The sequence below is a fragment of the Microvirga splendida genome (assembly GCF_016427565.1).
GTDB classification, from domain to species: domain Bacteria; phylum Pseudomonadota; class Alphaproteobacteria; order Rhizobiales; family Beijerinckiaceae; genus Microvirga; species Microvirga splendida.
Window position 1 is genome coordinate 277,149 of record NZ_JAELXT010000002.1, and the last position, 25,977, is coordinate 303,125.

Below are 25,977 nucleotides of genomic sequence, written 5' to 3' on the forward strand. Positions count from 1 at the left end.
CTCAGATCCCCGCATACATCCGCCCCGGATTCAGAATCCCGGCCGGATCGAAGGACGCCTTGATGCCACGGGTCAGCGTCATCAGCGCATCGGTTTGCGGCTCGAACACGTCGAGGGTCGAGCGCACTTCCGTGGGCGCCCGCACGAGGGTGGCATGGCCGCCATAGGTTCTGGTTGCTTCGCGCAGGATGGAGGCGCCCGCATCGCCGTCAGCGGGCGTCGAGATCCAGAGCAGGCCGCCGCCCCAGTCGTAGAACCATTGCGCGTCGAGGGACTGCGCCACATGCGCAGCCACATCGGGCCCTTTGGTCGGCGCGGTGGAGACGCGCCAGACCGCCCGTCCGCCCTGATCCGTCAGCACACTGGCATCGCGCACGGACTGCCAGAGCGCCTCGGCACCGTTGCCCTCCAGAATGTCCATGAAGCGGAAGCGCTTCAGCAGGCGCTTGAGCTCGTTCATGCGATAATCGACCGAGACCCGGAACCCTTCGAGCCGGATCAGCGTGCTGCCGCCGCGCCGGTCGCGATCCGGAATATGCGCCGCGCCCGTCACGTCGAAGGGCGAGCCCAGCGCCATCGACAGCGCCTCGATGGCCTGCCGGTCGTCGAGGCCGCGGATGACCAGCGTCGCCATGCGCTCCGGTTTGGGGAGCACCTTGAAGGTGACCTCGGTGAGAAAGCCGAGCGTGCCCCAGGAGCCTGCCATGAGCTTCACGAGATCGAGGCCCGTGACGTTCTTCATCACGCGCCCGCCGGACTTCACCGCCTCGCCGCGCCCGTTGACGAAGCGCACGCCGATAAGGCTGTCGCGCGCGGCCCCCGCCATGATCCGGCGCGGGCCGGAGATGTTCATGGCCGCCACCGCCCCGATGGTCGGATCGCCCTTCGTGCCGAGAAGCGAGCGGTAATCCATGGGCTCGAAAGGCAGCTCCTGACCTTTTGCAGCCAGCACCCGCATGACCTCCAGCACCGGCGTGCCGCTGCGCGCGGATATCACCAGCTCGGCCGGCTCATAGAGCGTGATGCCCGTCATCGCGGCGGATGAGATCGAGGCGTCGGTCTGGTTCGGCCGGCCCATCGGCGCCTTGGTGCCATTGCCGGAGACGTTCAGCAGCGTGCCCTTGTCGGCGGCGTCGCGAATGATGATGGAGGCGTCCTGTTCGTCGCGGGGAGTGTGAATGGTCACGCGGCGAACCTTCCTTCGAGCGGAAACACTTTGGCGGGATTGAGCAGCCAGCCGGGATCGAACACGCCGCGCACGCGCATCTGCTGTTCCAGGTCGATAGGGTTGAACTGATGGGTCATGAGATCGCGCTTCTCGATGCCGACGCCGTGCTCGCCGGTCAAACAGCCGCCGACCTCGACGCAGAGCCTGAGGATGTCCTCGCCGGCCTTCTCGGCCTTCTCCATCTCGCCCGGCACGTTGGTGTTGAACATGACCAGCGGATGCAGGTTGCCGTCGCCCGCGTGGAACACGTTGGCGACGCCGAGCCCGTAGGACTTCACGATCTCGTCGATGCGCTTGAGCACGTAGGGCAGCTGACCGGTCGGGATCGTGCCGTCCATGCAGATGTAGTCGGCCACGCGGCCCGTGGCCCCGAAAGCCGACTTGCGGCCTTTCCAGATCGCAGCGCTCTCGGCCTCGGACTGCGAGACCTTCATGGTCTTCGGCTTGAAGGGCTCGGCAATGGCCACGATGCGGCGGAGCATGTCGTCAATCTCCTGATCCGAGCCCTCGACCTCGACGATCAGCATGGCCTCCACGTCGAGCGGGTAGCCCGCATGGGCAAAGGCCTCGCAGATCTGGATCGCGGGCTTGTCCATATATTCGAGCGCCACCGGGATGATGCCCGCGCCGATGATCGCCGCCACGCAGGCGCCCGCATCCTCGGCCTTCTCGAAGCCGAAGAGCGCAGGCCGCGCGCCTTCCGCAGCGCGCAGGATGCGCACGACCGCCTCGGTCACCACGCCGAGCTGCCCTTCCGAGCCGCACACGAGACCGAGGATGTCGTAGCCCGCAGCGTCGAGATGCTCGCCGCCGATCTCCACCACCGTGCCGTCGAGCATCACCATGGTGACGCCGAGCAGGTTGTTGGTGGTCACGCCGTATTTCAGGCAGTGGGCGCCGCCGGAATTCATCGCGATGTTGCCGGCGATCGTGCAGGCGAGCTGGCTCGACGGGTCGGGCGCGTAGAAGAAGCCCTCGTGCGCCACCGCCTGGCTGATGCCGAGATTGGTGATGCCGGCCTGCACCCGGGCGGTGCGGCCCTCGAAGCTCACATCCAGCACCCGATTCATCTTGGCGACGCCGAGCACGATAGCGTCCTCCTGCGGGATCGCCCCGCCGCAGAGCGACGTGCCCGCCCCGCGCGGCACCACCTTCACCCCGTGCTGGTGGCAGAACCGCAGGATGGCCGAGACCTCCTCCGTGGTGGAGGGCAGCACGACGGCGAGCGGCATCTGGCGGTAGGCGGTCAGGCCGTCGGTCTCGAAGGCCCGGCGCTCGTCCTCGGAGACGATCAGGGCCTCCGACGCGACAAGGCGCCCCAGCCCGTCGACGATCTCCCTCCGGCGCGCCAGAACAGCCTGGTCGGGTTTGGGAAATGCAATGGTCATGAAAGCCTCCTTTGAGGATCATCGACTGCGCCCGGGGCATGGCTACCTTAACAATAAGGCGGCTTTCCCCGGGAGCTTTTTCCAATAATGTAGAATCTCTCTAAGATGATGTACTTGTCCAGCAAAGGAGTTTTTGATGCGTTCCTTCGTACTATCCGCCGCCTTCGTCCTCCTCGGCCTCAGCCAGGCCCAGGCGCAGGACGCGGCCGCCGGCGAGAAGGTCTTCACCCAGTGCCGGGCCTGCCACCAGGTGGGCGAGAATGCCAAGAACGCGGTGGGGCCGCATCTGAACGGACTTTTCGGGCGCACGGCCGGGTCGGTCGAAGGTTACAACTACTCCCCGGCCAACAAGAATTCGGGCATCACCTGGGATGAGGCGGTTTTCCGGGAATACATCAAGAACCCGCGCGCCAAGATCCCCGGCACCAAGATGATCTATGCCGGGCTGAAGGACGAGCAGAAGATCAACGATCTCATCGCCTATCTGAAGCAGTTCAACGCGCAAGGGCAGAAGGCCACCCAATGAGCGGCTTGCAGCCCCAGGGCCGCCCGGCGAAACCCCGGGTCGGCCTGTTCGTCACCTGCCTCGTCGACCTGATGCGCCCCTCCGTGGGCTTTGCCGCCGTGAAGCTCCTGGAGGATGCCGGCTGCATCGTGGACGCGCCGGTCCAGACCTGCTGCGGCCAGCCGGCCTACAACTCGGGCGACCGGGGCACCACGCGCGATCTCGCCATGCAGGTGATCGAGGCCTTCCAGGGTTACGACTACGTGGTCGCGCCCTCCGGCTCCTGCGCGGGCATGATCAAGGCCCACTACCCGGAACTGTTCGAGGAGGACCCGAACTGGCGCGCCAAGGCCGATGCGCTTGGAGCCAAGACCTACGAGCTGACGAGCTTCCTGGTCGACGTGCTCGGGGTCACGACGGTGGATGCCTCCTATGACGGGGCCGTAACCTACCACGATTCCTGCTCGGGCCTGCGGGAGCTCGGCGTCAAGCGCCAGCCGCGCAAGCTCCTGGCGAGCGTTCAGGGCCTCACGCTGGTCGAGATGCAGGACAGCGACGTGTGCTGCGGCTTCGGCGGCACCTTCGCGGTGAAGTACAGCGACATCTCCGGCGCCATCGTCGAGGCCAAGGCCAAGAACATCGAGGAATCCCGCGCCCCCACGGTGCTCGCGGGCGATCTCGGCTGCCTCATGAACATGGCCGGCAAGCTCAGCCGTGATGGCAAACCCGTCCAGGTGCGTCACGTTGCCGAGGTCCTGGCCGGGATGGTAGACGAGCCACCAATCGGAGCGACGAAGGGGCCTCATTCCGCATGAGAGACTATGGGCACATCACAGCCAGCCTTTTCCAGATGGACGAAGGGACCTGGCAGCGACATGCGAGCCCCTGGAGCGTCTGGACGCGAGTCGCGTCCCTTCCCCTCCTCCTGGGCGCAATCTGGAGCCATGCCTGGCTCGGCATCTGGGCGCTCGTGCCTGTCGCGGTCGTTGTTTTATGGCTGTGGCTGAACCCGCGCCTCTTTCCGGCGCCCGAGCGGACCGACACCTGGAGCGCCATGACCACCTTCGGGGAGCGGGTCTGGCTCAACCGCAAAAACGTTCCCATCCCCGATCACCATGCCCGCATGGCGCATCTTCTCACGGCGATTTCCGCCGCGGGTTTTGTCGTGGCGCTCGCCGGGGCTTTCCTGAACAATCTTTTCCTGACGGTCTCCGGCGGACTTGTCGCCTGGTTCGCCAAGATGTGGTTTTGCGACCGCATGGTCTGGCTCTACGATGAGATGAAGAATAAGCATCCGCCTTATGCCGAGTGGCTGCGGGTCGGACAGAAAGAGGTCCGATGACCGTTCACTCCACCTCCCCTCAGTTCAAGCAGAACGCCGCGCGGGCGCTCAACGACGATCAGCTCCAGAAGGCGCTCGGCAACGTGAAGCAGGGCTTCATCGACAAGCGCCAGATGGCCGCCGACAAGCTGCCGGAATTCGAGGCGCTGCGGGACTCGGCGCGCGACATCAAGAACCACACCCTTGAGCATCTCGACCTCTACCTCGAAGCCTACGAGGGAAAGGTGAAGGCGTCCGGCGGGCACGTCCATTTCGCCCGCGACGCCCAGGAGGCCCGCGACATCATCCTGAACATCTGCCGGGATACGGGCGCGAAGACGGTGACGAAGGGCAAGTCCATGATCTCGGAAGAGATCGGGATCAACCATCACCTGGAAGCCAACGGCATCACGCCCGTCGAGACCGATCTCGGCGAATACATCATTCAGCTGCGCAATGAGCTGCCCAGCCACATCATCGCGCCCGCCGTGCATCTGAACGCCACGCAGGTGGAAGAAGACTTCCGGCGCGTCCACACCCATCTCGACGCCAAGCGCGATCTCTCCGAGCCCGTGCAATTGCTCACCGAGGCGCGCGCCGTGCTGCGCGAGCGCTTCCTCGCGGCCGATGTGGGCATCACCGGCGCCAACTTCCTGGTGGCCGAGACCGGCACCTCGATCATCGTCACCAACGAGGGCAACGGCGATCTCACCCAGATCCTGCCGAAGACCCACATCGTGCTCGCCTCCATCGAGAAGCTCGTGCCGACGCTGGAGGACGTGAGCCAGCTCCTGCGCGTGCTCGCCCGTTCGGCCACCGGCCAGGAGCTGTCGGTCTACACCACCTTCTCCACCGGCCCCCGCCGCAGCACGGATGCGGACGGACCGGAGAACTATCACGTCATCATCCTCGACAACGGCCGCTCCTCCATGCTCGGCACGGCCTTCGAGGAGATGCTGCGCTGCATCCGCTGCGGCGCCTGCATGAACCATTGCCCGGTCTATCACGCGGTCGGCGGACACGCTTACGGCTGGGTCTATCCCGGCCCCATGGGCGCCGTGCTCACGCCGTCGCTCATCGGCGTCGACAAGGCGGGCCACCTGCCCAACGCCTCCACCTTCTGCGGCCGCTGCGAGAGCGTGTGCCCGGTGCGCATTCCCCTGCCCAAGCTCATGCGCCACTGGCGCGAGCGCGAGTTCGAGCGCCACCTGACGCCGGCGACCGTGCGCTCCGGTCTCCAGCTCTGGGGCTTCTTCGCCAAGCGCCCGACCCTCTACCGGTTCGCGACCCGCGCAGCCATGGGCGCTCTCGCGCTCGTAGGCCGCCAGCGCGGCCGCTTCGCCTGGCTGCCCGTGGCGAAGGGCTGGACCAAATACCGCGACTTTCCCGCCCCGCAGGGCGAGACCTTCCAGCAGCGCTGGAAGCGCGAGCGCAAGGGAGCCCGCGCATGAGCGCCCGCGACGACATCCTCGGCAACATCCGCCGCTCGCTCGGCGTCAACGGCACCGAGACCATCCGGCGGCAGATGGTTGAGGATCGCCTGGAGCGCTCGCCCCGGGGCGTGATCCCCCAGCGCGGCCAGGTCTCCGGCGAAGAGCGGATCGCCCTGTTCAAGACCATGGTCGAGACCTCGCTCGCCACGGTGACGGAGGTCGCCTCAGCGTCAGAGGTGCCGCAATCCATCGCGCTGTTCCTGCGCAACCACAACCTGCCCGCGACCCTGCGCATGGGCGACGATCCGCGCCTGAAGACCATGCCGTGGCAGGACACCACCCTCGACATCGCCCACGGGCCGAGCGAGGGCCGCGACCTCAACGCGGTGAGCCACGCCTTCGGGGGCATCGCCGAATCCGGCACGCTCGCGATGGTGTCGAGCGCGGACAACCCCTCCACCCTCAACTTCCTGCCCGACAACCACATCATCGTGGTCTCGGCCAAGGACATCGCCAGCGACTACGAATCCGTCTGGAACCGGGTGCGCTTCGCCTACGGCAAGGGCTCGATGCCGCGCACGGTGAACTGGATCACCGGCCCGTCCCGCTCCGGCGACATCGAGCAGACCCTGCTGCTCGGCGCCCATGGTCCGCGACGGCTGCATGTGGTGGTGGTGCGGGAGTAGATCCCAAACCCGATCAGACATTCGGGAGCGGGCGCAGCGTTGAGCGATGTTCCCTCAGCTCGATTGCGCTCGGCACGTTCGCGGCATATAATCCTAGGCAGGGTGCGTTGCAGGATTCGATTGCTGCCGGCGCTTCGCTTTGCAGCAATCGCAGACCTTCCTGAGATGCACAGGAGGAGACGGCATGTCGTCCATAACGTCGGGCATCGCACAGCAGTACAGTGACAGCCAGAAGCTTGCCGCGAGAGCGCGCATCAACTCGAAATACACCGTCGCCGAGGTCGGCTGGTTCCCGTGGGTGGCCGGTCAACTGCCTCTTCGAGCGGGAGACCGCGTTCTGGACATCGGCTGTGGGCCGGGCTGGTTCTGGGCGGCAACGGCGAGTGCATGGCCAGAGAAGCTGGATCTGACCCTCGCCGATTTTTCGCCGGGCATGGTGCAGGAGGCGGTTGCGCGCTGCCAGGCATTGCCATTCGGGTCAGTTCAAGGCCAGCAGGCCGACGCATCCGCGCTTCCGTTCGAGGACGGCTCGTTCGATGCGGTGATAGCCATGCACATGCTCTATCATCTGCCGGACCCCAGGAAGGGAATCGCGGAGATGTTCCGGGTCCTGAAGCCGGGCGGCTTTCTGGCGGTCACGACCAATGGCGCCGGCAACATGCGCAGGATGTATGAGCTGACCGCCGTGTTCGGCAGCCCACCGTCCGATCCGGCTGCCGCAGCCTTCGGCTTCGACACCGCCGACCGCCTCATGCGCTCCCAGTTCGGCAATGTCACAAGGGCGCAGCACCCGGCGAGGCTCCGGATCACGGATCCGGAAGACGTCTTCCTGGCCCTCACATCCTATCCGCCGGGGGACGGCGCCAGCGCGTCTCAACTCGCGGAGTTCCGCGACGCCATCGCCACGGCATTCGAGCAAGGGAATGGTGTTCTCGAAGTCGAGAAAGAGGCCGGGCTGTTCCTCAGCAGGAAAATGGGCTGATCGGGAGTCCCTGTCGGGACGTTTGAAGAGGAGCCCCTTCGACAAGTCTTCCGACAGGGCCATAATCCTCGCACAGCAGCCGCGAAGCCTGGAGCCCCGCATGTCCATCCCGACACTGATCTTCCGCTCTATCCGCTGGTCGGCCTGGGACGGCTGCGAGGCGGGGCTGGAGCATGTGGACATCCGGCCGGCCGATGGCGGGCTCGATATCTCCGGCGTGGTGATCGCCCAGGAGGACGGGACCCGGTTCGGCCTTTCCTACCGTCTCAAGCTGGATGCCCTGTGGCACACGAGGGAGGTTCTCGTGAAAACCACCTCAGGCCACAGCCTGCACCTGGAGAGCGACGGCCACGGGCATTGGCGGGAGAACGGCAAGGAGCAGCCGGCGCTTCAGGGCTGCATCGACATCGACATCCAGGCGACCCCGGTCACCAACACCCTGCCGATCCGGCGTCTCGATCTGGAGACCGGCGAGAGCATGGAGATCCGCCTCTGCTACATCACCGTGCCGGATCTGACCGTCTTCGCCTCGAACCAGCGCTATACGGCGCTCGAGGCAGGCTCCCTCTACCGCTTCGAGAGCCTCGAGGACGGGTTCACCGCCGACCTGCCCGTGGATGCGGACGGCTTCGTGCTCGACTATCCCGGCTTGTTCAAGCGCCTGGGCTGAGCGTCACAGCCGAGCCGTGACATCTGGGCACAGGAGATAGCGCTGGCGCCCACCCGCATTTTCAGTTAAGTCTTTGATATCGCATATAGTTTTTAGTCATTCTAAACTAGAACAACAAATGATCGTCTGTTCCTGCAACATCCTCTCCGACGGCGATGTCAAAGCCTGCCTGAAGCCGGGACCCGAGTGTCCCCGCACCCCGGCGCAGGTCTATCGCTGCCTGGGCTGCAGCCCCAATTGCGGGCGCTGCGCCCGGACGATCCGCGCCATCATGGACCAGGCCCTGGCCGCCGCGGGCGTGGAGCCCATCGCGGCCTGCCAGCGCGGCTGCTGTCCGACCACCCTCGAAAAAGCCGCCGCCGAACCCACCCTTTGAACAAAGGGGCTTCCACCCTAGTTGATAAATCCTCCAGAACATCGGACCCAAAAGTGGATTGCACTTTTGGGATCCATCCGATGCTCATTTTAAACTTGCGCATCGTTCTTCGCGGAAAACCGGCTCCACTTTTCCGCACGATGCGCTAAGGATGACCGGCGCGTCGGCGCCGTTTGGACGAGAGGGTTAGGATGAAGGGTGATCCCAAGGTAATCGAGTATCTCAATCGCGGCCTGCGCAGCGAGCTGACGGCGGTCAACCAGTACTGGCTGCATTACCGGCTCCTGGACGACTGGGGCTACAAGGAGCTTGCGAAGACCTGGCGCAAGGAATCCATCGAGGAGATGCACCACGCGGACCGCTTCATCGAGCGCATCATCTTCCTTGAGGGCTTCGCCAACCTGCAGGTGCTCGATCCCCTGCGCATCGGCCAGAACATCCAGGAAATCCTCGAATCCGACCTCGCGGCGGAATACGAAGCCCGCAACCTCTACGGCGAGGCGGCGGCTTATTGCGACAGCATCGGCGACCGGGTGTCCAAGAACCTGTTCGAGGAGCTGATGACGGACGAGGAAGGCCATATCGACTTCCTTGAGACCCAGATCAACCTCGTCGAGCAGATCGGCATCGAGCTCTACGCCCAGAAGCACATCGGCGACCTCGACGACGGGCATTGAGCCCTTGCTCTAAAGAACTGACCTCATCCTGAGAGTCTGGCCCATAAAGGACCGGCAGCCCTCCTCACGTCATCACCGGCCTTGTGCCGGTGATCCCGATGCGGTGAGGCGCAACGCTTTTCAGCATCGGGATGGCCGGGACAAACCCGGCCATGACGGCACAGGTGTCATTCCCGGCCGGAGCGCAGCGGAGGGGAAGGGAATCCATGGCATTGCGCATGCGAGTGGATCCCCTTCCCTCGCCTACGGCTCGCCGGGGATGACACCCGGGACATGAACTTCGCCCGCAAGGGGGAGGGAAACTGCCCCTCACGTCGATTTCGCCAGCTTGCCGGGCTCCGCGATGGAGGCGATCGGCAGGGTCACGAGGCGTAGTTCCGGATCGTCCGGATCGATGCGGATCGTGAAGCCCAGGCTGCGGCACATGTCGAGCATGGTGGAGTTCTCGCGCAGCACCTGGCCCTCGACCTCGCGCAGGCCTTCCGCCTTGGCCCATTCGATCATCAGGCGCATCAGCTCCCAGCCCAGGCCCAGTCCCTTGAGATCCGAGCGGAGCAGGATTCCGTATTCGCCGGTCTCGTGGTTCGCATCCGCATGGAGCCGGACCGCGCCCATCATCTCGCCCGTCTCCCCGTCAAAGGCCACGAAGGCGATGGCGCGGGCGTAATCGAGCTGGGTCAGGCGCGCCAGGAAGGTGTGGCTGAAGTCGCGCACCGGCGCGAAGAAGCGCAGGCGCAGGTCCTCCGGGGTGATCTTCTCGAAGAAGCGCCGGAACTCGTCCTCGTCCTCCGGGCGCACGGGCCTCACGAAAGCGTTCCTGCCGTTGCGCAGGCCGATGGTGCGCTCCCATTCCTTCGGGTACGGCCGCACCGCGAAGCGCGGATGTCCGCTGCCCTTGCGGGTCTCGGGCGCCACCGCCACGCGGGCATCGACCGCGATCACGCCGGTCTCGTCGGCGAGCAGCGGGTTGATGTCGAGCTCGCGGATCTCGGGGATGTCAGCGGCCATCTGGGCGAGCTTCACGAGGGTGAGGGCAATGGCCCCCTCGTCGGCCGCCGGAACGTCGCGATAGGCCTTGAGCCGGCGCGACACCCGGGTGCGGTCGATGAGATCGTGCGCAAGCTTCAGGTCGAGGGGCGGCAGGGCCAGCGCCTTGTCGTTGATCACTTCCACGGCCGTGCCGCCGCGCCCGAAGAGCACCACGGGGCCGAAGGACGGATCGTCGGCAATGCCCATGATCAGCTCGCGGGCCTTGGTCCGGCGCACCATCGGCTGCACCGTGACGCCGGCCACATGCGCCCCCGGCTTCAGGCGCGCCGCGCGCTCGAAGATGTCGGCGGCAGCTTTTCGCACCGCCTCCTCGGTGGTGAGATCGAGCTTCACGCCGCCGATATCGGATTTGTGCACGATGTCGGGCGAGAGAACTTTGACTGCCACCGTGCCGCCCTCGGCGATGATCGGGCGTGCGACCTCCGCGGCCTCGTCCGGCGTGGTCGCGAGCACGACAGGCGCGGTGGGGATGTCGTAGCTCTTCAGCAGCGCATTGACCTCGAGCGGATCGAGCCAGCGTCGGTTCTGCGAAACCACATGATCCACGATGGCGCGGGCAGCTTGCACATCCGGCTCGAAATCGTGCGGAAGGTCGTCGGGCGTCTCCATCAGCTGGTTCTGCGCCTCGCGGTAGCGCACGAGCTGCATGAACCCGCGCACTGCATCGGCCTCCGTGGCGAAATGCGGAATGCGCGCCTCCTCGAACACCCGAGCGGATTCCGGATCCTCGCCGATCCAGGCGGCGAAGACCGGCTTCTGGCGATAGCCCCTCGCCCGGTCCTTTTTCACGACATTCACGATGGATGAGGCCACGTCCGAGGCCCTGGCCACGGCCGTCGGCACGTTGAGGATGAGAACGGCATCGTTCTCGGGGTCGGCGAGCAGCGCCTCCAGGGCGCCGGCGTAACGCTCAGGGTTCGCATCGCCGATGATGTCGATGGGGTTCGCCTTCGACCAGGTCTGCGGCAGGATGGCATCGAGCGAATTGCGGGTCGTCTCGGAAATGGTCGCGAGCGTCCCGCCGAGATCCACCAGCCGGTCGACCGCGAGAACCCCGATACCACCGCCATTGGTAAGAACTGCCAATCGGCTTCCAGGGAACGGTTTCTGACGCCCCAAGGTCTCCGCCGCGGCGAAGAGCTGGTCGAGATCGAGCACGCGCAGCAATCCGGCGCGTCGGAAGGCGGCATCGTAGACCGAATCGGAGCCCGCCAGCGCGCCCGTATGCGTGGCGGCGGCCTTGGCTCCCTGCGCATGCCGCCCGGCCTTGATCACCACCACGGGCTTCACGCGCGACGCGGCACGGGCCGCCGACATGAACTTCTTCGCGTTGTCGATGGACTCGATGTAGAGCAGGATCGCCCTCGTCCCGCTGTCGGCGGAGAAGAAATCGAGGCAGTCGCTGAAATCCACGTCGACCTTGTCGCCGAGCGACACGATGGCCGAGAAGCCCACATTCCGCTGCGCCGCCCATTCGACGAGTCCCGCCGCCACTGCGCCCGACTGGGAGACGAGCGCCAGGTCGCCCGGCTTGGCGCTGTGAGCCGCAAAGCTCGCATTCATCTTGGCCCGGGGAGCCAGCACGCCGATGCAGTTGGGCCCGACGACCCGCAGCCCATGCGCGCGCGCCGCGAGCCGAACCTGTTCGCTCAAGGAACCATCGCCATAGCCCATGCCGGCCGTTGCCACGATGGCGACGCTTACGCCGGCCCGCCCGGCCTCCTCGATCACGCCGGGCACCCTCTCCGGCGGCACCGCGACAACGACGAGATCGGGAATCTCCGGCAGCTCGGCCAGGGACGGGAAGCACGGCCTCCCCTCGATCTCCACATGATGGGGATTGACGGACACGATGTCGCCCTCGAAGCCGCCGGCAATCAGATTGCGCAGGAAGGTCAGGCCGAGGGAGCCGGGTCGGGGGCTCGTGCCGACGACCGCGATGGAGCGCGGGGCGAGCATCTTGTCGAGGCGATAGGTGGACATTGGGATCCTTCGTCTCGTGGACATTGCAGGGCGGAGCAGGCCACCAGAACCTATTGCGCCCGGCTGTAAGCGCAAGTCACTCCGGCGGCTTCGATCGATCGCACAGGATCACGAGCGGGTGTCAGTTCCGTGAAGACGACGATCATCGCCCTCTCCGGTTCGATGGCGCGTCCATCGATAATGCGCATCAGGGGTGCACTCCTCATTGCCGGAGCCATCGGTCAGCTCCACAAGCCTGAAGCCGTGACGCTCGTAGAAGCGGCGCGCCTGCGCGTTCGCCTGGAAGGTCCAGAGATTCAGCTCCTCGGCCTTCTCCCGGACGGCTGTCAGAAGAGCCAGCCCGGCCCCGCGGCCGTGCCATGCCGGATCGACATAGAGATGATCGAGCCAATCCTGCTTCAGGACAGCAAACCCGATCAGCCGGCTCTCATCCTCGGCCAGCCAGATCGTGGAGGATGGAAAGACGTGCCCCTGAAAGAAAGCCAGATCCTGCTCCGGCGAGTGGATCTCGGGCAGGTAAGGCAGGCAGGCTCTGCGCACCTCGCGGTGCAGCCGGGCGACAGCCTTCATGTCGTCAGCGGAAGCATGCCGCAGAACGAAGCTGCGCACTATTCAGCCCAGACCCGCGTCGGCGGGAAGATCACCTCGACGAGCGTTCCCTCGCTCGGCCGGCTGGAGATCTGCAGCGCTCCCTTGTTTGCCTCAACCAGGGCCTTGGTGAGGGGCAGGCCGAGCCCCGTGCCGCCGCGCTTGCGCGAGGTGGCGAGCTGGCGGAAGGGTTCGAGGGCGGCCTCAACCTCCTCCGACGTCATGCCGATGCCGGTATCGCGGACCCGGAAGGCCACCTCGCCCCGGTCGGTCACGGCCGTGGAGACGATCACCTGTCCGCCCGCATCGGTGAACTTGATGGCGTTGGACACGAGATTGAGCACGATCTGGCGCACGGATCGCTCATCGGCCACCACCGGCGGCAGCTTGGGCGCGAAGCTCATCCGCATGACGATCCGGTCGCGGGCGGCCTGCGGCTGAAGCAGGGCCACACAGCTGGAGACAAGGTCGTTCAGGCTCACGCCCGTGAACGAGAGCTCCAGGCGGCCCGCCTCGATCTTGGCGAGATCCAGAAGGTCGTTCACGAGGCTGATCACATGGGAGCCTGAGGCGTGAACGTCCTTGAGATATTCCTTGTAGCGGTCGTTGCCGATAGGCCCGAACCGTTCCTCGAGCATCACCTCCGCGAAACCCAGGATGGCGTTCAGGGGCGTGCGGATCTCATGGCTGATCTTGGCCAGAAGATCGGATTTCTGGGCGCTGGCTTCCTCGGCTGCGTGCTTGGCGCCGATCAGCTCGCCCTCGGCCTTCTTGAAGGCCGTGATGTCGCGCAGCACGGCGCAGAACCGGCGCTCAGGGCCGTCGCCCAGGCGGCCCATGGTCATGAAGAGCGGGATGGACCCGCCCTGGCGCTCCCGGCCGAGCACTTCGCGTCCGTCGTTGAGCAGGCTGCCGACGCCCGGCGAGCGCAGGCGCTCGAGGTAATCGAGGGCGACGATGTGGCTCTCGGGCGCCAGCAGCACCGTGATGGCATCGCCCGCCACCGCCCGCTCGTCATAGCCGAAGAGCGCCTCGGCCGAACGGTTGAGGGAGAGGATGCGCCCCGTCTCGTTGAGCACGATCACGCCATCGGTTGCCGTATCGAGGATCGCTTCCAGCTCGTGGACGCGGTGGTCCGTGGATGGAGGCGGAGCATCCGCCTTGGAAGCCCTGCGGATCACCAGGAGATCCGCTTCCCCGCCATCCCACTCGGCCGACGAGGCGCGGACCGTGACGGCGATGTTCTCGCCGCCGCGGGTCGTCAGGGAGAGAGCCGAGTCTTCCTCGCCAGAGCCTCCGAGGGCGGGAGAACCGCGAAACAGGTGCACGAGGCCGCCATCGGCCTGAACCTGCTCCACATTGTCATAGCCGGTCAGACCGAGCAGGAAACGGTTGGCGAAGAGAACGCGCTCCCCGCGATGGATCAGGATGCCGATGGGCAGCCGGTCGAGGATGGGGTCGCTGCCGGCCGGAGAGACGGCTGGCCCGGAGGAAGCGTCTCTCTCAGCTGCAGGTGCCGTCTGTTCGGAGCCGCCGGGCTGATCGGAGGATTTGTCCTGAGACGACCCCTCCTCCAGCCGGGCGCCGAGCGCCCGCGCGATTTCCCGAAACGCGTTGCGCTCTGCGTCGGAAAGGGTCGATCCGGGCGCCGGCCTGTCCGCAGGCTTGCGCTGCGGTGCAGGTTCAGGCGGAGCGGTGCTGGAGAGAGCCTCCGCGACCTGCTCCCGAAGATTGGTGAACCAGCTCTCCTCGTCGGGCGCATCGCTCTCGGCCTCCTGCTCCTGCGAAGGCATCTCCTCCGGCGGATGGAACGGGAAGGTATCGTCGGGGACGAGGCTCTGAGCGATCAGATCCTCCTGGCTGCTCCCGGAGCTGCCTGCGGGCCTCTCATCGGTTTCCCGCTCGCGCGCCGCGTCCATGCGCAGCAGGCCGAAGCCCCGGAAGCCCGTCAGCTCCCGGTCCATGCTGAACACGGGCATGCCGGCCCAATCGACAGGCACCTGTAAAGGGGCGTTGTCGATGGTCCAGAAGACGGTTCGCCCGCTCCAGGTATCGCGACGGGCAAACAGGTCTGCAACGGCGCGGTCCGGATCTTCGACGACCGAACGGGACACCTCGTCCCAGGTCCGCCCGACGATATTGGCCGCAACGGGCCCCACGGCTTGGGCAAGCTCCGGCGAGACTTCGGTGAAACGGGTCTGCGCATCCGCCTGCCAGATGAAACGGATCACGCCGCGGGGCTGGTCCGCTTGCGGAGCGGGATCGCCTGAGATCTCAGCGACCTGCTCCTGAGCCGGGGCACTCTCATCGGCCGCTTGGGGCGCGCGGGGACGCCCTGCCCTGTTTGACGATCCGGTGAATGCCGTCACCAGCACGGGCTCGCCGTCGTCCAAAGCCGCCAGGCGGCAGGCACAGGCAACCGGAAGCCACGGACGGGCCGGATCGAGCCTGAGACGCTCCACCCGGACACCCTCATGGGGAGCAAGGCCGTTGGCGAGAGCCCTGATGCGCTCGCGGGCCCGGAAATCGCGCAACACCCGTCCGGACGGGTCGGTAAAGGCGCTCCTCGATCCTTCAGCGCCGGGCGATGCCCAGAGCAGCCTCTCCCCTGTCCGATCCCAGACGAACGCGACCGCACCCGGCTCGGCGAGCAGGCCCAGGCCCGGCTCGGCGGCGAGCCGCGCGATCAAACGTTCGAATGGGTTGGGGCCACCCGTCATCAACGGTCCTTGCCACGACTGCCGCGGAAACTCTTCAGGCTAGGCTTCTAGACTAATATCTGCGGTCAAGCATGCAAGGCGGAACCCTTGAATCCGTTTACTTTGAGGTAACCTTAATAACACAAGGCATAAAGGAGTTGATTTTGCAGCGCACAATGTGATATTGCACTGCACAAATGCCTTCAAACAAGGAGCATGTCATGGCAGCGAACCAACCCCAAGGTTACGAAATTCCCCCGGAGATGCGCGACTTCGCCGAGAAGAGCGTCGATCAGGCCCGCAAGGCCATCGATGGCTTCATGACCGCGGCTCAGAAGACGGCCGACACGTTCGAAGGCTCGGCCACCACGGTCCAGGCCAGCGCCCGCGACGCCGCCCGCAAGACCTTCACCTACACCGAGCAGAACCTGAACGCGGCCTTCGACCTCGCTCAGAGGATGGTTCGCGCCAAGGACATGCAGGAAGCGATGCAGATCCAAGCCGAGTTCGTGCGCAGCCAGTTCGAGGCGATGCAGACCCAGATGAAGGAATTCGGCTCCATGGCGCAGTCGGCCATGAAGCAGCCGGGCTCCAAGAAGTAAGACCCTCTCCAACAGCACCGCGAGGACCTCACGATGGCGGAAGCGAAGAAGCCACGAGCCAAGAGAGCAACGAAGGCCGACAGCCCAGAGCTGAAGGCCGATCTCGTCGAGCTGGCGGCCGCTCCGGCCACCGCGGCCCTGGAAGTGGTGACAGCTGCCAAGGCTGCGACACAGCCGAAGGCACCCGAGGTGAAGCCCGTCGCACCTGAAGCTCTCTTCTCTTCGGCGAAGAAGCAGGGCGACGCCTTCCGCCAAGCCGTCGGCGAGGCAGCCAAGGGTGCGCTGGAAGTCAACGGCAAGATCATCGACGCCCTGAACGTCCAGAGCAGCGCTGCTCTCGACCTCTGGCGTTCGGCGTTCAGCCCTGCTCCCCTCCCTGAGGCCCTCAAGGCGCAAAGCCAGGCGACGCGCCAGGCCTACGAAGCGGCTTCGGCCCAGTGGAAGGACATCGCAGAGTCGACGGCGCTCTGGTTCACCAAGAGCCTGGAGCCCCTGCACTCGGCCTTTCAGCGGCCGGGGCGTTGAACACGCTACCCGACCGCATGATCATGCGCTAAGGCTCGGCCACATCGGCCGAGCCTTTTTCATGTCCTCATCACCCATTCCAGCCGTCATCGCCGTCGTCATCCATGAGGATCGGGCCCTGCTGGTGCGCCGAGCCAACCCGCCCGATGCCGGCCTGTGGGGCTTCCCCGGCGGGAAGATCGAATTCGGCGAGACGGTCCGTGCGGCAGCCACCCGCGAGCTCCTGGAAGAGACGGGCGTGCACGCGGAGGCCCAGGACGTCATCACCACGCTCGACATCCTGGTGCCGGATCCTTCCGGAGCGGTTCACCAGCATTACATCCTGATCGCCGTCCGCTGCCGCTGGATTTCCGGAGTGCCTGTCGCAGGCGACGATGCGCTCGAGGCCGGCTGGGTTACGCTGGCCGACCTTGAACACGACAGGCTCGCCATGAGCGCCGATGTCGGGGCGATTGCCCGGCGTGCTCAGGCTCTCGCGGCGAATGCGCCCTGAGTGTTTTGCGCCGGTCGAACCGGCAACCTCCAGCATTAAGAAAAAAGGCCCCACCCTGATGCGGGTGAGGCCAAGTCGTTGTCTCTTAACTTGAGGCTGGAAGCTCTAACGTCACAGGTCGATCTGCACATACTTGCTACCCGACCTCAACCCGCACCCCCGCATCATGGTTGATGAAGAGTAAACTTTCATAAACCGTCAATCATGTTTCGAGTGGTTACACTCAAACGTATTGCAACATTCTCTCATGTTCTTTTATGACCTCAGCGACAGGCAATTCATGCCTAGCGAATTCTAGCTCACAAGTACGGAATACAATCATGCGTAAATCTGCTCTTGGACTTCTCGCTGCCACAGCGGCTCTCGGCCTTGCAGCTTCGAACGCCCAGGCGGCCGATCTTCCGTCCCGCTACTCTCCTGCCCCGGCTTACAACGCGCTTCCTGTTTTCACATGGACCGGCTTCTATGCGGGCCTGAATGCCGGCTACGGCTGGAACGTGGGCGACAGCCGCTTCTACGATCCGACCTTCGGCAGCGTTCCCGGTCGCCGGCACGGCGGCTTCGTGGGCGGCGCGCAGGCCGGCTACAATTATCAGTTCGGCATGTTCGTGGCCGGCGTGGAGACGGATCTCCAGTATGCCGCCGTGGGCAACAAGGGCGCCTCGTACGGCACCACCTACTACCCGGGCGACTCGGATGGCTTCTTCGGCACCATCCGCGCCCGCGCCGGCGTGGCCTTCGACCGCGCTCTGGTCTACGGCACGGGCGGCTTCGCCTATGGCGATGTCGGCGGCAACAGGGGCATTGACCCGGTCCTTGGCCATCACTCAGGCGATGAAGTGAACTGGGGCTGGACTATCGGCGGCGGCGTCGAATACGCCATCACCAACAACTTCACCGCCAAGGTCGAAGGCCTCTATGTGGACATCGACACGAAGGACAACTTTGATCGCGGCGGTCGCGTCAACGTCGACCGCGATGCCGAGTTCGGCGTGCTGCGTGCAGGCCTGAACTACAAGTTCAACTGATCGTCCGACTTTCTTCGAAACGCAAAGGCCCGGTGGCAGCACCGGGCCTTTTTGCATGGATGCGGAGCGGCGCCAGCATCAAGGGTCGTTCACGGCCTTCGGCACCTGAAGACCTTGCGCCTCGCTTCGTTTGAGGGCCAGCAGCCGCTTGGCGGCGGTGCCGCCCGGATCCGAGGAATACAGTCTCTCGTTGAGCACCTCGATCTGCCAGCGCTGCAGCTCGAGCAGTGCCTTCAAGGCCTTTACCCGGCTCTGGAGATCGAGAGCATCCTTCAAGGGGTCTGTGTCGTCGCCTGTCATGAAGCCATGACTGCCAATATCGCAATGAATCATGTCTGAACGCGCAATAGGATGAACGTCGATCGGGTGAGACTGCCACGAACAGGCCCGGCAGGCAGGGCCATACGCAAAACGGTACTCTTCACGGTCCGGGTCCCGGGCTCGTGCATCGGCAATCATGAGAACTCTGCTGTGATGAATGTAAGTGTCTTACAATTCCTGGAAGCTGGCAAGTCTCGTCGAATGCATTTCACGGGGCAGTAAGAGCCAAGCTGGGCGCTTTTGGGGCCGCAGAACTCATCGGCTCGGAACCCAAGGTGAAGTTCGGCAGTTCCACCGGCACAGCTTGGAAAGAGAATGACCTCATGCCAGACACTCGCCATGAAACGGAAGCGGACAAAATTCTGTCCGCCTTGAGCCTCACCGTCCCCGACGAGCAGGCCCTGCTGCAGGGTCGGCGCCTCCTGGCCGAGGCCCTGGAGCAGGCGGAGCGCCGCGGGCGCCAGATTCTTGGAAATCAGAAGGAATCGAGCGGCTGAAGCATCGCCGAGGACGTGGCGCTTCAGCTTTCCGGGCCGGGATTCAGCTTCCGCTAACAGCGGCAGGATAGGATCCATCGCAACCGGCAGACATCCCCTGCGACATTACAGCGAGGAACGGCCCCATGCCGCGGCACGTTCCTTCCCTGTGCGATAGAGCACAGCTGGCAAAGCTCGGGTGTGATGATCTTCCGGGCGTTGGAGAATAGGTTGATGCGCTCCTTTCTGATGATAATCTTGGCTGGCACCTTCAGCACGGCAGCAATGGGTGGCGCTCAGGCTCAGTCCGCCGACACCCGCATTGCATCCATGCCTTTCAGTGAATGCCTCTCCATCATCAGCGAAGCCGCGCAGGAGATGGACGAGCAGCCTGTCAAGCTCGTCAACACGAGCGATGTGGTGACAGCCCGCATCCAGGCCTCAGACGGTTTCGTCACCGTCTCGTGCGATCGAAGCGCCAGCAAGATCACCCTTACCAAAAGCCCTGTTCCGGAAGCTGCCGGAATGACTGCGGCACGCTGATTTCCGCTGTCACAGCCCGCTGGCGGGATGATGGCTGCGAGGCTTGCTGTTCTCCTCGCTCTTTTAGTGAATGAGAAGTTCGCAACATCAAGAGTCTCACTTGCTCCCGTGGGCAGGGCGAAATTTCTAGGCCCGCACAGCAACTTTCTGCACCGCTCAGGCCCTCCTCGTCTGCAGCCTTCCAGAGACCGCAATCTCTCGTGAGCCCTGTCGTATTCAGGTCATCGTTTTCTGGTGAGTTTGAGGCCCGGAGTGAAAGAGCTGCGGGCTAATTGATCAAGTCCTGGGAACCTGGCGTGACGCTTGATGATTCAGGCAGTGACGCACGAGCCGAGAGCGTTTGAGTTTATCCATTTCCTCCCACCATGATGAGGCGAGACAATGCCTACGAAACATTTCAGCCAGACGCCGCCCGATAAGGCGAATGAGCTTTTCGACAAAATCCTTGCAACCTCCGACACCGCGACCAAAACACGTGAGCGCCTCTTCGCGGACCTGAAGGACGAACTGGAGCTGCTCGCCAGCCTGCAGGAGCAGCATCTCTTCCCGATCCTGCAAAGGCACGGGATGGCGGACCTGCTCGGCGCCTCGATCAGCGACAACGAGGAGACGGCTTCGTTGCTGGGAGAACTTGCGCTTATGCAAAAGAGCAGCAGCGAGTTTCTCGGCAAGGTCGCGGAGCTCAGGAAGGCATTCCAGCGACATATCCGCGATGACCGGAAGCAGCTTCTGCCTGCCGTTCTCGAGGTGCTCAGCGACGAGGAGGCCCGAGCTGTTGCAGACCAGGTCGAGGATGAGCTGGCGCACCTCACCGACACGAAGCAGGTCGAAGCGCGCGCTCCCGCCGATCTGGGCCATGTGGTTCGGAGCAGCCTGGACGAGGTCGACGATGCTGTTCGTTTGGGAACGGAAAGCGCGCATACCGTGGCCACCGGCATTCAGGATCTTTCGCAGGAGTGCCTGCGCATGAGCCAGAAGCGGCTTCAGACGAACCTCGACGGATTCACCAGGCTCGCTCAGTGCCGGTCGCTCCAGGATGTCACCAAGGCTCAGGTATCCCTCATGCAGGACAATCTCGAGCTGACGCTGCAGAACAGCTTCCGCCTGGCTGACCTCACCGTGAAGCTCGCAGAAAAGGCATCCTGGCGCGGCGGCATCTGAAGGAAGCCTCCTCTGCCCTCTTTCCGCGATCGTGCATGGAACGGCACCGGGCTCCGGTGCCGTTCCCCTGTGGCCTTGGGATGAACGGCGCAGGGCCCGACTCAGGCTGCCCACGTTGGACAGCCGGCTTGCGCGGCCTATATGTGGGGCATTCCTGACGAGGCGCATCCATGCCCGAGACCGACGAGCAGACCGACGACAAATTGGACGAGCTTGAAACCGCAAGCCGCATCAATTTCCGGGATTATCCGAGTTCCGGTCTGGTCGTGATGGCGGCCATCAGTTCGGGCGTGGGATGGATGCTGTACAAATGGCTCGGCCGCAAGCGCAAGGCCCGCAGCGATGCGCAAAGCGGCTCGACCCAGGCGAACACGACCCCGCAATCAGCAGACAAGCCAGCCGATGAAAACACCTGAGCGCAGCTGCCGCCGCTCGCGGGCGTGCCGTAGCGCACGGCCGCCCAAGGAGTTCGGGAGTACCTTCTGACCATCGGCAGGAGGTTGTCGTGGCTCATGGTGCTGTTTCATTCGTCCTTGGTATAGTCGCTCCCCTGGTTCTGGTGAGTTGGCTGCTTGTGCTGCATTGAAGCGGCCTCTTGCGAGGATTCATCCCAGCACCGGATTCGGCGCGAATACTTCCCATACGTAACCTGTCGTTTACCTTTCAGGCGCAGCCTTAATGAGTGCCTGACCGGCACGGTCCTCCCTCTGGTCGCAAGAGCGGCCCTCCTAGAGCGCCATCCGAGACGGCGCTCTTTCTTTGGACAGTTCATCAGAAGCGAAGATGAGCAGGTTGGAGGCCTGTTGCGAGGAAACCCAGAACCATCCTTCTTCTCAAAGCATGCCCCAGAGGACGAACTCCTTTTAGTGCTACGCCTGGGAAGGAGAGGAATAAAATAAAATCTCTGCCACGATGTTGCCTTATTCAACCATCAAAACGGCTGCAACGGACGACAAGTTACTGATCTTGGAAATCCGAAATATTTATGAGCACCGCAAGAAGTGCTTGCCAGTTTGTTTAGTTACTCAGCGTTTCCTCCCTGCGTAATCGCAGCAAGTTCTTCATAGAACTTCATAACTATTATTCAGAGACCTCGAAAAGGGGCTCGCTTAATTTTGGGGCAGATAAAATGACTTTGAATCCTTCGGTCGCGCCCGGCGGCAACTTTGACTTGTCCAATTGGAAGATCACCCTGCCTGTCGATAGCAGTGGCGGCCTCAGCGGCAACGCCATGGAGGTGAAGAACCTCTCCACCTATCAGAACTCCAAGTACTTCTACACCGCTGCCGACGGCGCCATGACCTTCGTGGCCCCGGTCGACGGTGCCACCACCAGCGGCTCTTCCTATGCCCGTTCCGAGCTGCGCGAGATGAACGGCACCGCGAACGCCGCATGGAACCTCAAGACCGGCGGATTCATGAGCGCCACCCTTGAGGTCGACGCCGCTCCGATCCGCGACGGCATGGGCGGCCGCATCATCGTCGGCCAGATCCACGGCCAGGACGACGAGCTGGTGCGCCTCTATTGGGAGAACGGCAAGCTCTACTTCGCCAACGACCAGGCCGGCTCCAACAACAGCGAGACCAAGTTCTACTTCGTGAATGCGTCCGGCCAGCAGCCGAGCGTCTCGCTGGACGAGCGCTTCTCCTACACGATCAATGCCAAGGGCAGCACGCTCGAGGTTACGATCTTCGCCGATGGTCAGGTCTACAAGTCGGTCAGCGCCATCAACAGCGTGTGGCAGTCCGATACCTTCTACTTCAAGGCCGGCGCCTATCTCGGTGCGAATGAGACCAACGGCACGGGCTACGGCCAGACCTCCTTCTACGCCCTGAACTTCAACCACGACGGCACGGTGACGACGCCGACACAGCCGACGCCGACGCCTACCCCCACCCCGACTCCTGCGCCGAAGGACAACGCGGTCACGGCTGCGGACGACCGCTATGCGGCCACGGAGGACAAGGCTCTGACTGTCAGCGCCGCGCAGGGCGTTCTGGCCAACGACACCGCTGCCGATGGCGGCAAGGCGGCTGTCGCCGGCACGTTCGCCACCGCTCAGGGCGGCAGCGTGAAGCTCAACGCCGACGGTTCATTCGTCTACACCCCGAAGGCCAACTTCTTCGGCTCGGACAGCTTCAGCTACACCGCGAAGGACGCAGACGGCGATACGGATGCCGGTACCGTGACCTTCTCCGTTGCCGATGTGGCGGATACGAGCACGCCCAGCACTCCTATGCCCACCACCTCGCAGCCGGTCACCACGAAGACGTTCTCGGGCACCAGCGGCTCGAACAGCCTGACAGGTACGTCCGGCAACGACCGGATCGAGGGCAAGGGCGGCGACGACAAGATCTGGGCCAAGAACGGCTCCGACGTGCTGATCGGCGGCGCAGGCAAGGACACGTTCACCTTCGACACCAAGCCCGGCAGCAAGAACGTGGATGTGATCCTCGACTTCAACGTGGCCGACGACACCATCCGCCTCAACGACACGGCTTTCACCAAGCTCAAGTGGGGCAAGCTGTCGGCCAGCAGCTTCGTGCTCGGCACCAAGGCATTGGATTCCAACGACCGCATCATCTACAACGACAAGACAGGCGATCTGTCTTACGACCAGGACGGCTCGGGCTCCAAGGCGGCGATCAAGTTCGCCGAGATCGCCAACCTCGCCAAGCTCACCGCCGCCGACTTCCTCGTCATCTGACGACAACTTGCACTCCTGCAGCCAAGCGGCCCCGGCTCCACCGGGGCCGCTTTTGTTTGCGCTGAGGTGTTTCGGATCATCCGATGGATCGCGGGATGGCAGCGCAGCACCCTTCAGAGGACGATCCTGGTTGGAGCAGCATCATCGGCCCCTTTCTCAGCGATCGGGAGCGGACCTCAAGGCGCTGCCGGTGTAGATCGCAAGGGCCGTCCAGATCAGCCCGAATGCAACGGCGTCGATCCATCCGAAAGGCTCTCCATAAGCCAGAACGCCAAGCGCGAGCTGACCTGAAGGCGCCAGATATTGCAGAAGACCGATGGTGGAGAGCTTCAGTCGCTGCGCCCCGGCGGCGAACCAGATGAGTGGCGCCGCCGTGCTGAAGCCTGTGAGCACAAGAAGCAGATCGAGTCCGACATTCCCTCGGAATGCCGCAGCGCTGCCATCGGCGAACGTCACTGCCAGGTAGGCGAGCGCCAAAGGTGTGAGCAGGAGGGATTCGACGCAGAAGCCCACGAGAGGCGCCACCGGCACGATCTTTCGAACCAAGCCGTAGAAGCCGAAGCTGCAGGCGAGCACCAGCGCGACCCAGGGCATCTCGCCAGAGGAGATCCCCAGAACAAGAACGCCCACTCCTGCGAGAAGGCAGGCTGCCACCTGGGCAGGACGAAGCCGCTCCCGGAGGAACAGCACACCCAGCACGACGTTCAGAAGCGGATTGATGAAGTAGCCGAGGCTCGTCTGCACGAGATGCCCGGAATTCACCGCCCAGATATAGACGAGCCAGTTGATTGCGATTAGTCCGGCCGAGATGCCCAGCAGAAGGAGGCGCTTGCGGGACAGAACGGCCTCGATCAGCTTTCCCACCTGCCTGAAGGCGACGATCAGGCCGAGCGCAAAGAGACTGGCCCAGACGATGCGGTGAGCCAGAATCTGAGGAGCCGGGATGGAGGCGAGGAGCTTGAAGTGCAGCGGCACCGCCAAGCCCCACATGAAGAACGCCGCGAGCGCATAAAGAACGCCAACCCGCGTCCGGCGCGCCTCGGAGGTGTCCGGTCCTGATGCCATTGATATCGACCTTATCCGCTGTCCCGCGTGCAGCGCCTCGCATGAAGGATCGCCGCCCGCATGCCTCCTAGTCCAAATCCAGGATGGGGTACAGGCACTCGCCGGCCGGACTTCCGTTTGTCAGAGATAAGGCCGCTCGGGCATCGCGCCGGCCGTTCCCAAGCTGGGCTGAAGGATAAGGATCGTTCTGCCTGGGTCAGCGGCAAATGGCAGGCAACGCTGGATGCGCCTGTTCAGCAGACCTCGAACCTGCGAGGCCCAATCGAGCTTTGAGAGGTGGTACAGCCGCCCCGGCTCGAACGGGGGACCCCCAGATCCACAATCTGGTGCTCTAACCAACTGAGCTACGGCTGCACGTGAGGCAGGGTGTAATCGTCCGGACGAGCAATTTCAAGACCTGATTGAAGGCTGATGGCACGGAAATGATTGCGGCGGGCTTGGGGCCCGCCGCATTGGATGCTCAAGCTTTGAAAGGCTTATTCGGCCGTTGCGCCGGCTGCCTTGAGGACCGGGGTCCAGCGGGCGACCTCGCTCTCGACGAGCTTCTGCAGGGACTCGGGGGTCCGCTCGGCATTGGTCGGGATCACGCCGCCCAGATCCGCCAGGCGCTTCTTGGTGTTCTCGTCGTCAAGGGCCTTCACGAGGGCACCGTTGAGCTTCTTGACGATGTCGGCGGGCGTGCCCTTGGGGGCGAACACCGCGTTCCAGGCGCTGACCTGGTAGTCCGGCAGGCCGGCTTCCTTCGTGGTCGGCACATTCGGGAGCGCGGGCGAGCGCTCAGGGGTCGCGATGGCGAAGGCCTTGATGTTACCGCCCTGGATCTGCGGCGCCACGTTGACGATCTGGTCGGTCATGTAATCGACCGTGTTGGCCATCAGGTCGTTGAGGGCCGGACCCGTGCCCCGATAGGCCACCAGGGTCGGCTTCGCGTTGATGATGGAGTTGAACAGGATGCCGGTGGAGTGGGAGACCGAGCCCACGCCCGCATGAGCCATGTTCACCTTGCCGGCATTGGCCTTCATGTAGTCGAGGAAGCCCTTCAGGTCATTGGCCGGGAAGTCCTTCTTGGCCACGATCAGGATCGGGGTTCCGGCTGCCAGGCCGATGGGGGCGAAGTCCTTGGTCGGATCGTACTTCAGGTTCGGATAGAGGGCCGGAGCGGCGCCATGGGTGCCCATGTGGCCCATCATGATGGTGTAGCCGTCGGGCTGGGACTGGGCCGCACGGGTGATGCCCGTGGTGCCGCCGGCGCCGGCCACGTTCTCGATCACGATCTGCTGGCCCAGGGTGCGGCTCATGTTGTCGGTCACGATGCGGGCGACCACGTCGGTCGGGCCGCCGGCCGCGAACGGGACGATCATGGTGATCGGGCGGGTGGGATAGTTCTGGGCCTGGGCGCCCGTTGCGGCCAGGCCGGCGACTGCGGTCAGAGCCAGTACAACCTTCTTCATCAATTTTCCTCCCTTGGAA

At 64.2% G+C, this 25,977-nt stretch carries 26 protein-coding genes and 1 tRNA gene; 18 read left to right on the forward strand and 9 right to left on the reverse strand.

Annotated elements, in window-relative coordinates; genetic code table 11:
• Window position 1: 1 nt before the first annotated feature.
• Window positions 2-1,186, reverse strand: a complete 1,185-nt coding sequence (glcE, locus tag JAO75_RS03475) for a glycolate oxidase subunit GlcE (RefSeq protein WP_199046708.1) — start codon at window positions 1,184-1,186, stop codon at window positions 2-4.
• On the reverse strand, window positions 1,183-2,616 hold the full coding sequence (locus JAO75_RS03480) for an FAD-linked oxidase C-terminal domain-containing protein (protein WP_199046710.1): 1,434 nt from the start codon (window positions 2,614-2,616) through the stop codon (window positions 1,183-1,185). Before JAO75_RS03480 ends, glcE begins: the two co-directional genes overlap by 4 nt.
• Window positions 2,617-2,752: 136 nt before the next feature.
• On the opposite strand from JAO75_RS03480, the gene JAO75_RS03485 reads away from it, so the two are divergent.
• From JAO75_RS03485 to bfr, 9 genes are all read left to right on the forward strand, one after another.
• A complete protein-coding gene (locus JAO75_RS03485; RefSeq protein WP_199046712.1) occupies window positions 2,753-3,142 on the forward strand; it encodes a c-type cytochrome in 390 nt (129 codons plus the stop codon).
• A complete protein-coding gene (locus JAO75_RS03490; protein WP_199046714.1) occupies window positions 3,139-3,936 on the forward strand; it encodes a (Fe-S)-binding protein in 798 nt (265 codons plus the stop codon). Before JAO75_RS03485 ends, JAO75_RS03490 begins: the two co-directional genes overlap by 4 nt.
• Window positions 3,933-4,463 (forward strand): DUF6653 family protein, encoded by a 531-nt coding sequence (locus JAO75_RS03495; protein ID WP_246742342.1) that lies wholly within the window; start codon window positions 3,933-3,935, stop codon window positions 4,461-4,463. Before JAO75_RS03490 ends, JAO75_RS03495 begins: the two co-directional genes overlap by 4 nt.
• Window positions 4,460-5,893 (forward strand): LutB/LldF family L-lactate oxidation iron-sulfur protein, encoded by a 1,434-nt coding sequence (locus JAO75_RS03500; protein WP_199046716.1) that lies wholly within the window; start codon window positions 4,460-4,462, stop codon window positions 5,891-5,893. The genes JAO75_RS03495 and JAO75_RS03500 overlap by 4 nt, the downstream gene beginning before the upstream one ends.
• Window positions 5,890-6,561 carry a LutC/YkgG family protein gene (locus tag JAO75_RS03505; protein WP_199046718.1) on the forward strand — a complete coding sequence of 224 codons (672 nt, stop codon included), beginning with the start codon at window positions 5,890-5,892 and terminating at the stop codon, window positions 6,559-6,561. Before JAO75_RS03500 ends, JAO75_RS03505 begins: the two co-directional genes overlap by 4 nt.
• Before the next feature lie 184 nt (window positions 6,562-6,745).
• Complete coding sequence (locus tag JAO75_RS03510; protein ID WP_199046720.1) at window positions 6,746-7,543, forward strand: class I SAM-dependent methyltransferase; 798 nt, start codon at window positions 6,746-6,748, stop codon at window positions 7,541-7,543.
• Window positions 7,544-7,643: 100 nt separating this feature from the next.
• Window positions 7,644-8,213 (forward strand): putative glycolipid-binding domain-containing protein, encoded by a 570-nt coding sequence (locus JAO75_RS03515; protein WP_199046721.1) that lies wholly within the window; start codon window positions 7,644-7,646, stop codon window positions 8,211-8,213.
• Between the two features lie 118 nt (window positions 8,214-8,331).
• On the forward strand, window positions 8,332-8,589 hold the full coding sequence (locus JAO75_RS03520) for a (2Fe-2S)-binding protein (RefSeq protein ID WP_199046722.1): 258 nt from the start codon (window positions 8,332-8,334) through the stop codon (window positions 8,587-8,589).
• 191 nt (window positions 8,590-8,780) lie between these two features.
• Window positions 8,781-9,266, forward strand: a complete 486-nt coding sequence (gene bfr / locus JAO75_RS03525; protein WP_199046723.1) for a bacterioferritin — start codon at window positions 8,781-8,783, stop codon at window positions 9,264-9,266.
• Between the two features lie 309 nt (window positions 9,267-9,575).
• Here the strand turns inward: bfr and JAO75_RS03530 are convergent, their stop codons facing one another.
• From JAO75_RS03530 to JAO75_RS03540, 3 genes are all read right to left on the reverse strand, one after another.
• Window positions 9,576-12,299: a bifunctional acetate--CoA ligase family protein/GNAT family N-acetyltransferase gene (locus tag JAO75_RS03530; protein ID WP_199046724.1), complete on the reverse strand. Its 2,724-nt coding sequence runs from the start codon at window positions 12,297-12,299 to the stop codon at window positions 9,576-9,578.
• A gap of 108 nt (window positions 12,300-12,407) precedes the next feature.
• The gene (locus JAO75_RS03535) at window positions 12,408-12,908 is read right to left on the reverse strand and encodes a GNAT family N-acetyltransferase (RefSeq protein WP_199046725.1); all 501 of its coding nucleotides are present in this window, start codon (window positions 12,906-12,908) and stop codon (window positions 12,408-12,410) included.
• A complete protein-coding gene (locus tag JAO75_RS03540) occupies window positions 12,908-15,607 on the reverse strand; it encodes a sensor histidine kinase (protein ID WP_199046726.1) in 2,700 nt (899 codons plus the stop codon). The genes JAO75_RS03535 and JAO75_RS03540 overlap by 1 nt, the downstream gene beginning before the upstream one ends.
• A 200-nt stretch (window positions 15,608-15,807) precedes the next feature.
• Between JAO75_RS03540 and JAO75_RS03545 the strand changes: the two genes are divergently transcribed.
• From JAO75_RS03545 to JAO75_RS03560, 4 genes are all read left to right on the forward strand, one after another.
• Entirely contained in the window at window positions 15,808-16,188 is a 381-nt protein-coding gene (locus JAO75_RS03545; protein ID WP_199046727.1) for a phasin, read from the forward strand.
• A gap of 33 nt (window positions 16,189-16,221) precedes the next feature.
• Window positions 16,222-16,713 carry a phasin family protein gene (locus JAO75_RS03550; RefSeq protein WP_199046729.1) on the forward strand — a complete coding sequence of 164 codons (492 nt, stop codon included), beginning with the start codon at window positions 16,222-16,224 and terminating at the stop codon, window positions 16,711-16,713.
• Between the two features lie 61 nt (window positions 16,714-16,774).
• Window positions 16,775-17,206: an NUDIX hydrolase gene (locus JAO75_RS03555; RefSeq protein WP_199046731.1), complete on the forward strand. Its 432-nt coding sequence runs from the start codon at window positions 16,775-16,777 to the stop codon at window positions 17,204-17,206.
• Window positions 17,207-17,526: 320 nt separating this feature from the next.
• Window positions 17,527-18,234, forward strand: coding sequence for an outer membrane protein (locus tag JAO75_RS03560; RefSeq protein ID WP_199046733.1), 708 nt, complete (start codon window positions 17,527-17,529; stop codon window positions 18,232-18,234).
• 78 nt (window positions 18,235-18,312) lie between these two features.
• On the opposite strand, the gene JAO75_RS03565 is transcribed toward JAO75_RS03560, so the two are convergent.
• Entirely contained in the window at window positions 18,313-18,693 is a 381-nt protein-coding gene (locus JAO75_RS03565; protein WP_199046735.1) for a hypothetical protein, read from the reverse strand.
• A 185-nt stretch (window positions 18,694-18,878) separates the two neighbouring features.
• Between JAO75_RS03565 and JAO75_RS03570 the strand changes: the two genes are divergently transcribed.
• The 5 genes from JAO75_RS03570 to JAO75_RS03590 all read left to right on the forward strand — a co-directional run bounded on the left by JAO75_RS03570 (window position 18,879) and on the right by JAO75_RS03590 (window position 23,442).
• Complete coding sequence (locus tag JAO75_RS03570) at window positions 18,879-19,052, forward strand: hypothetical protein (RefSeq protein ID WP_199046737.1); 174 nt, start codon at window positions 18,879-18,881, stop codon at window positions 19,050-19,052.
• A gap of 213 nt (window positions 19,053-19,265) precedes the next feature.
• Window positions 19,266-19,574, forward strand: a complete 309-nt coding sequence (locus JAO75_RS03575) for a hypothetical protein (RefSeq protein ID WP_199046740.1) — start codon at window positions 19,266-19,268, stop codon at window positions 19,572-19,574.
• Between the two features lie 381 nt (window positions 19,575-19,955).
• The gene (locus JAO75_RS03580; RefSeq protein WP_199046742.1) at window positions 19,956-20,735 is read left to right on the forward strand and encodes a phasin family protein; all 780 of its coding nucleotides are present in this window, start codon (window positions 19,956-19,958) and stop codon (window positions 20,733-20,735) included.
• Between the two features lie 170 nt (window positions 20,736-20,905).
• On the forward strand, window positions 20,906-21,151 hold the full coding sequence (locus JAO75_RS03585; protein ID WP_199046744.1) for a hypothetical protein: 246 nt from the start codon (window positions 20,906-20,908) through the stop codon (window positions 21,149-21,151).
• 713 nt (window positions 21,152-21,864) lie between these two features.
• A complete protein-coding gene (locus JAO75_RS03590; RefSeq protein ID WP_199046745.1) occupies window positions 21,865-23,442 on the forward strand; it encodes a polysaccharide lyase family 7 protein in 1,578 nt (525 codons plus the stop codon).
• Window positions 23,443-23,598: 156 nt separating this feature from the next.
• Here JAO75_RS03590 and rarD read toward each other — a convergent pair whose 3' ends face one another.
• The 3 genes from rarD to JAO75_RS03605 form a co-directional block, all read right to left on the reverse strand.
• Entirely contained in the window at window positions 23,599-24,507 is a 909-nt protein-coding gene (gene rarD, locus JAO75_RS03595) for an EamA family transporter RarD (RefSeq protein WP_199046746.1), read from the reverse strand.
• Between the two features lie 277 nt (window positions 24,508-24,784).
• A tRNA-His gene (locus JAO75_RS03600) sits at window positions 24,785-24,861 on the reverse strand.
• A 122-nt stretch (window positions 24,862-24,983) separates the two neighbouring features.
• On the reverse strand, window positions 24,984-25,958 hold the full coding sequence (locus tag JAO75_RS03605; RefSeq protein WP_199046747.1) for a tripartite tricarboxylate transporter substrate-binding protein: 975 nt from the start codon (window positions 25,956-25,958) through the stop codon (window positions 24,984-24,986).
• Window positions 25,959-25,977: the final 19 nt, after the last annotated feature.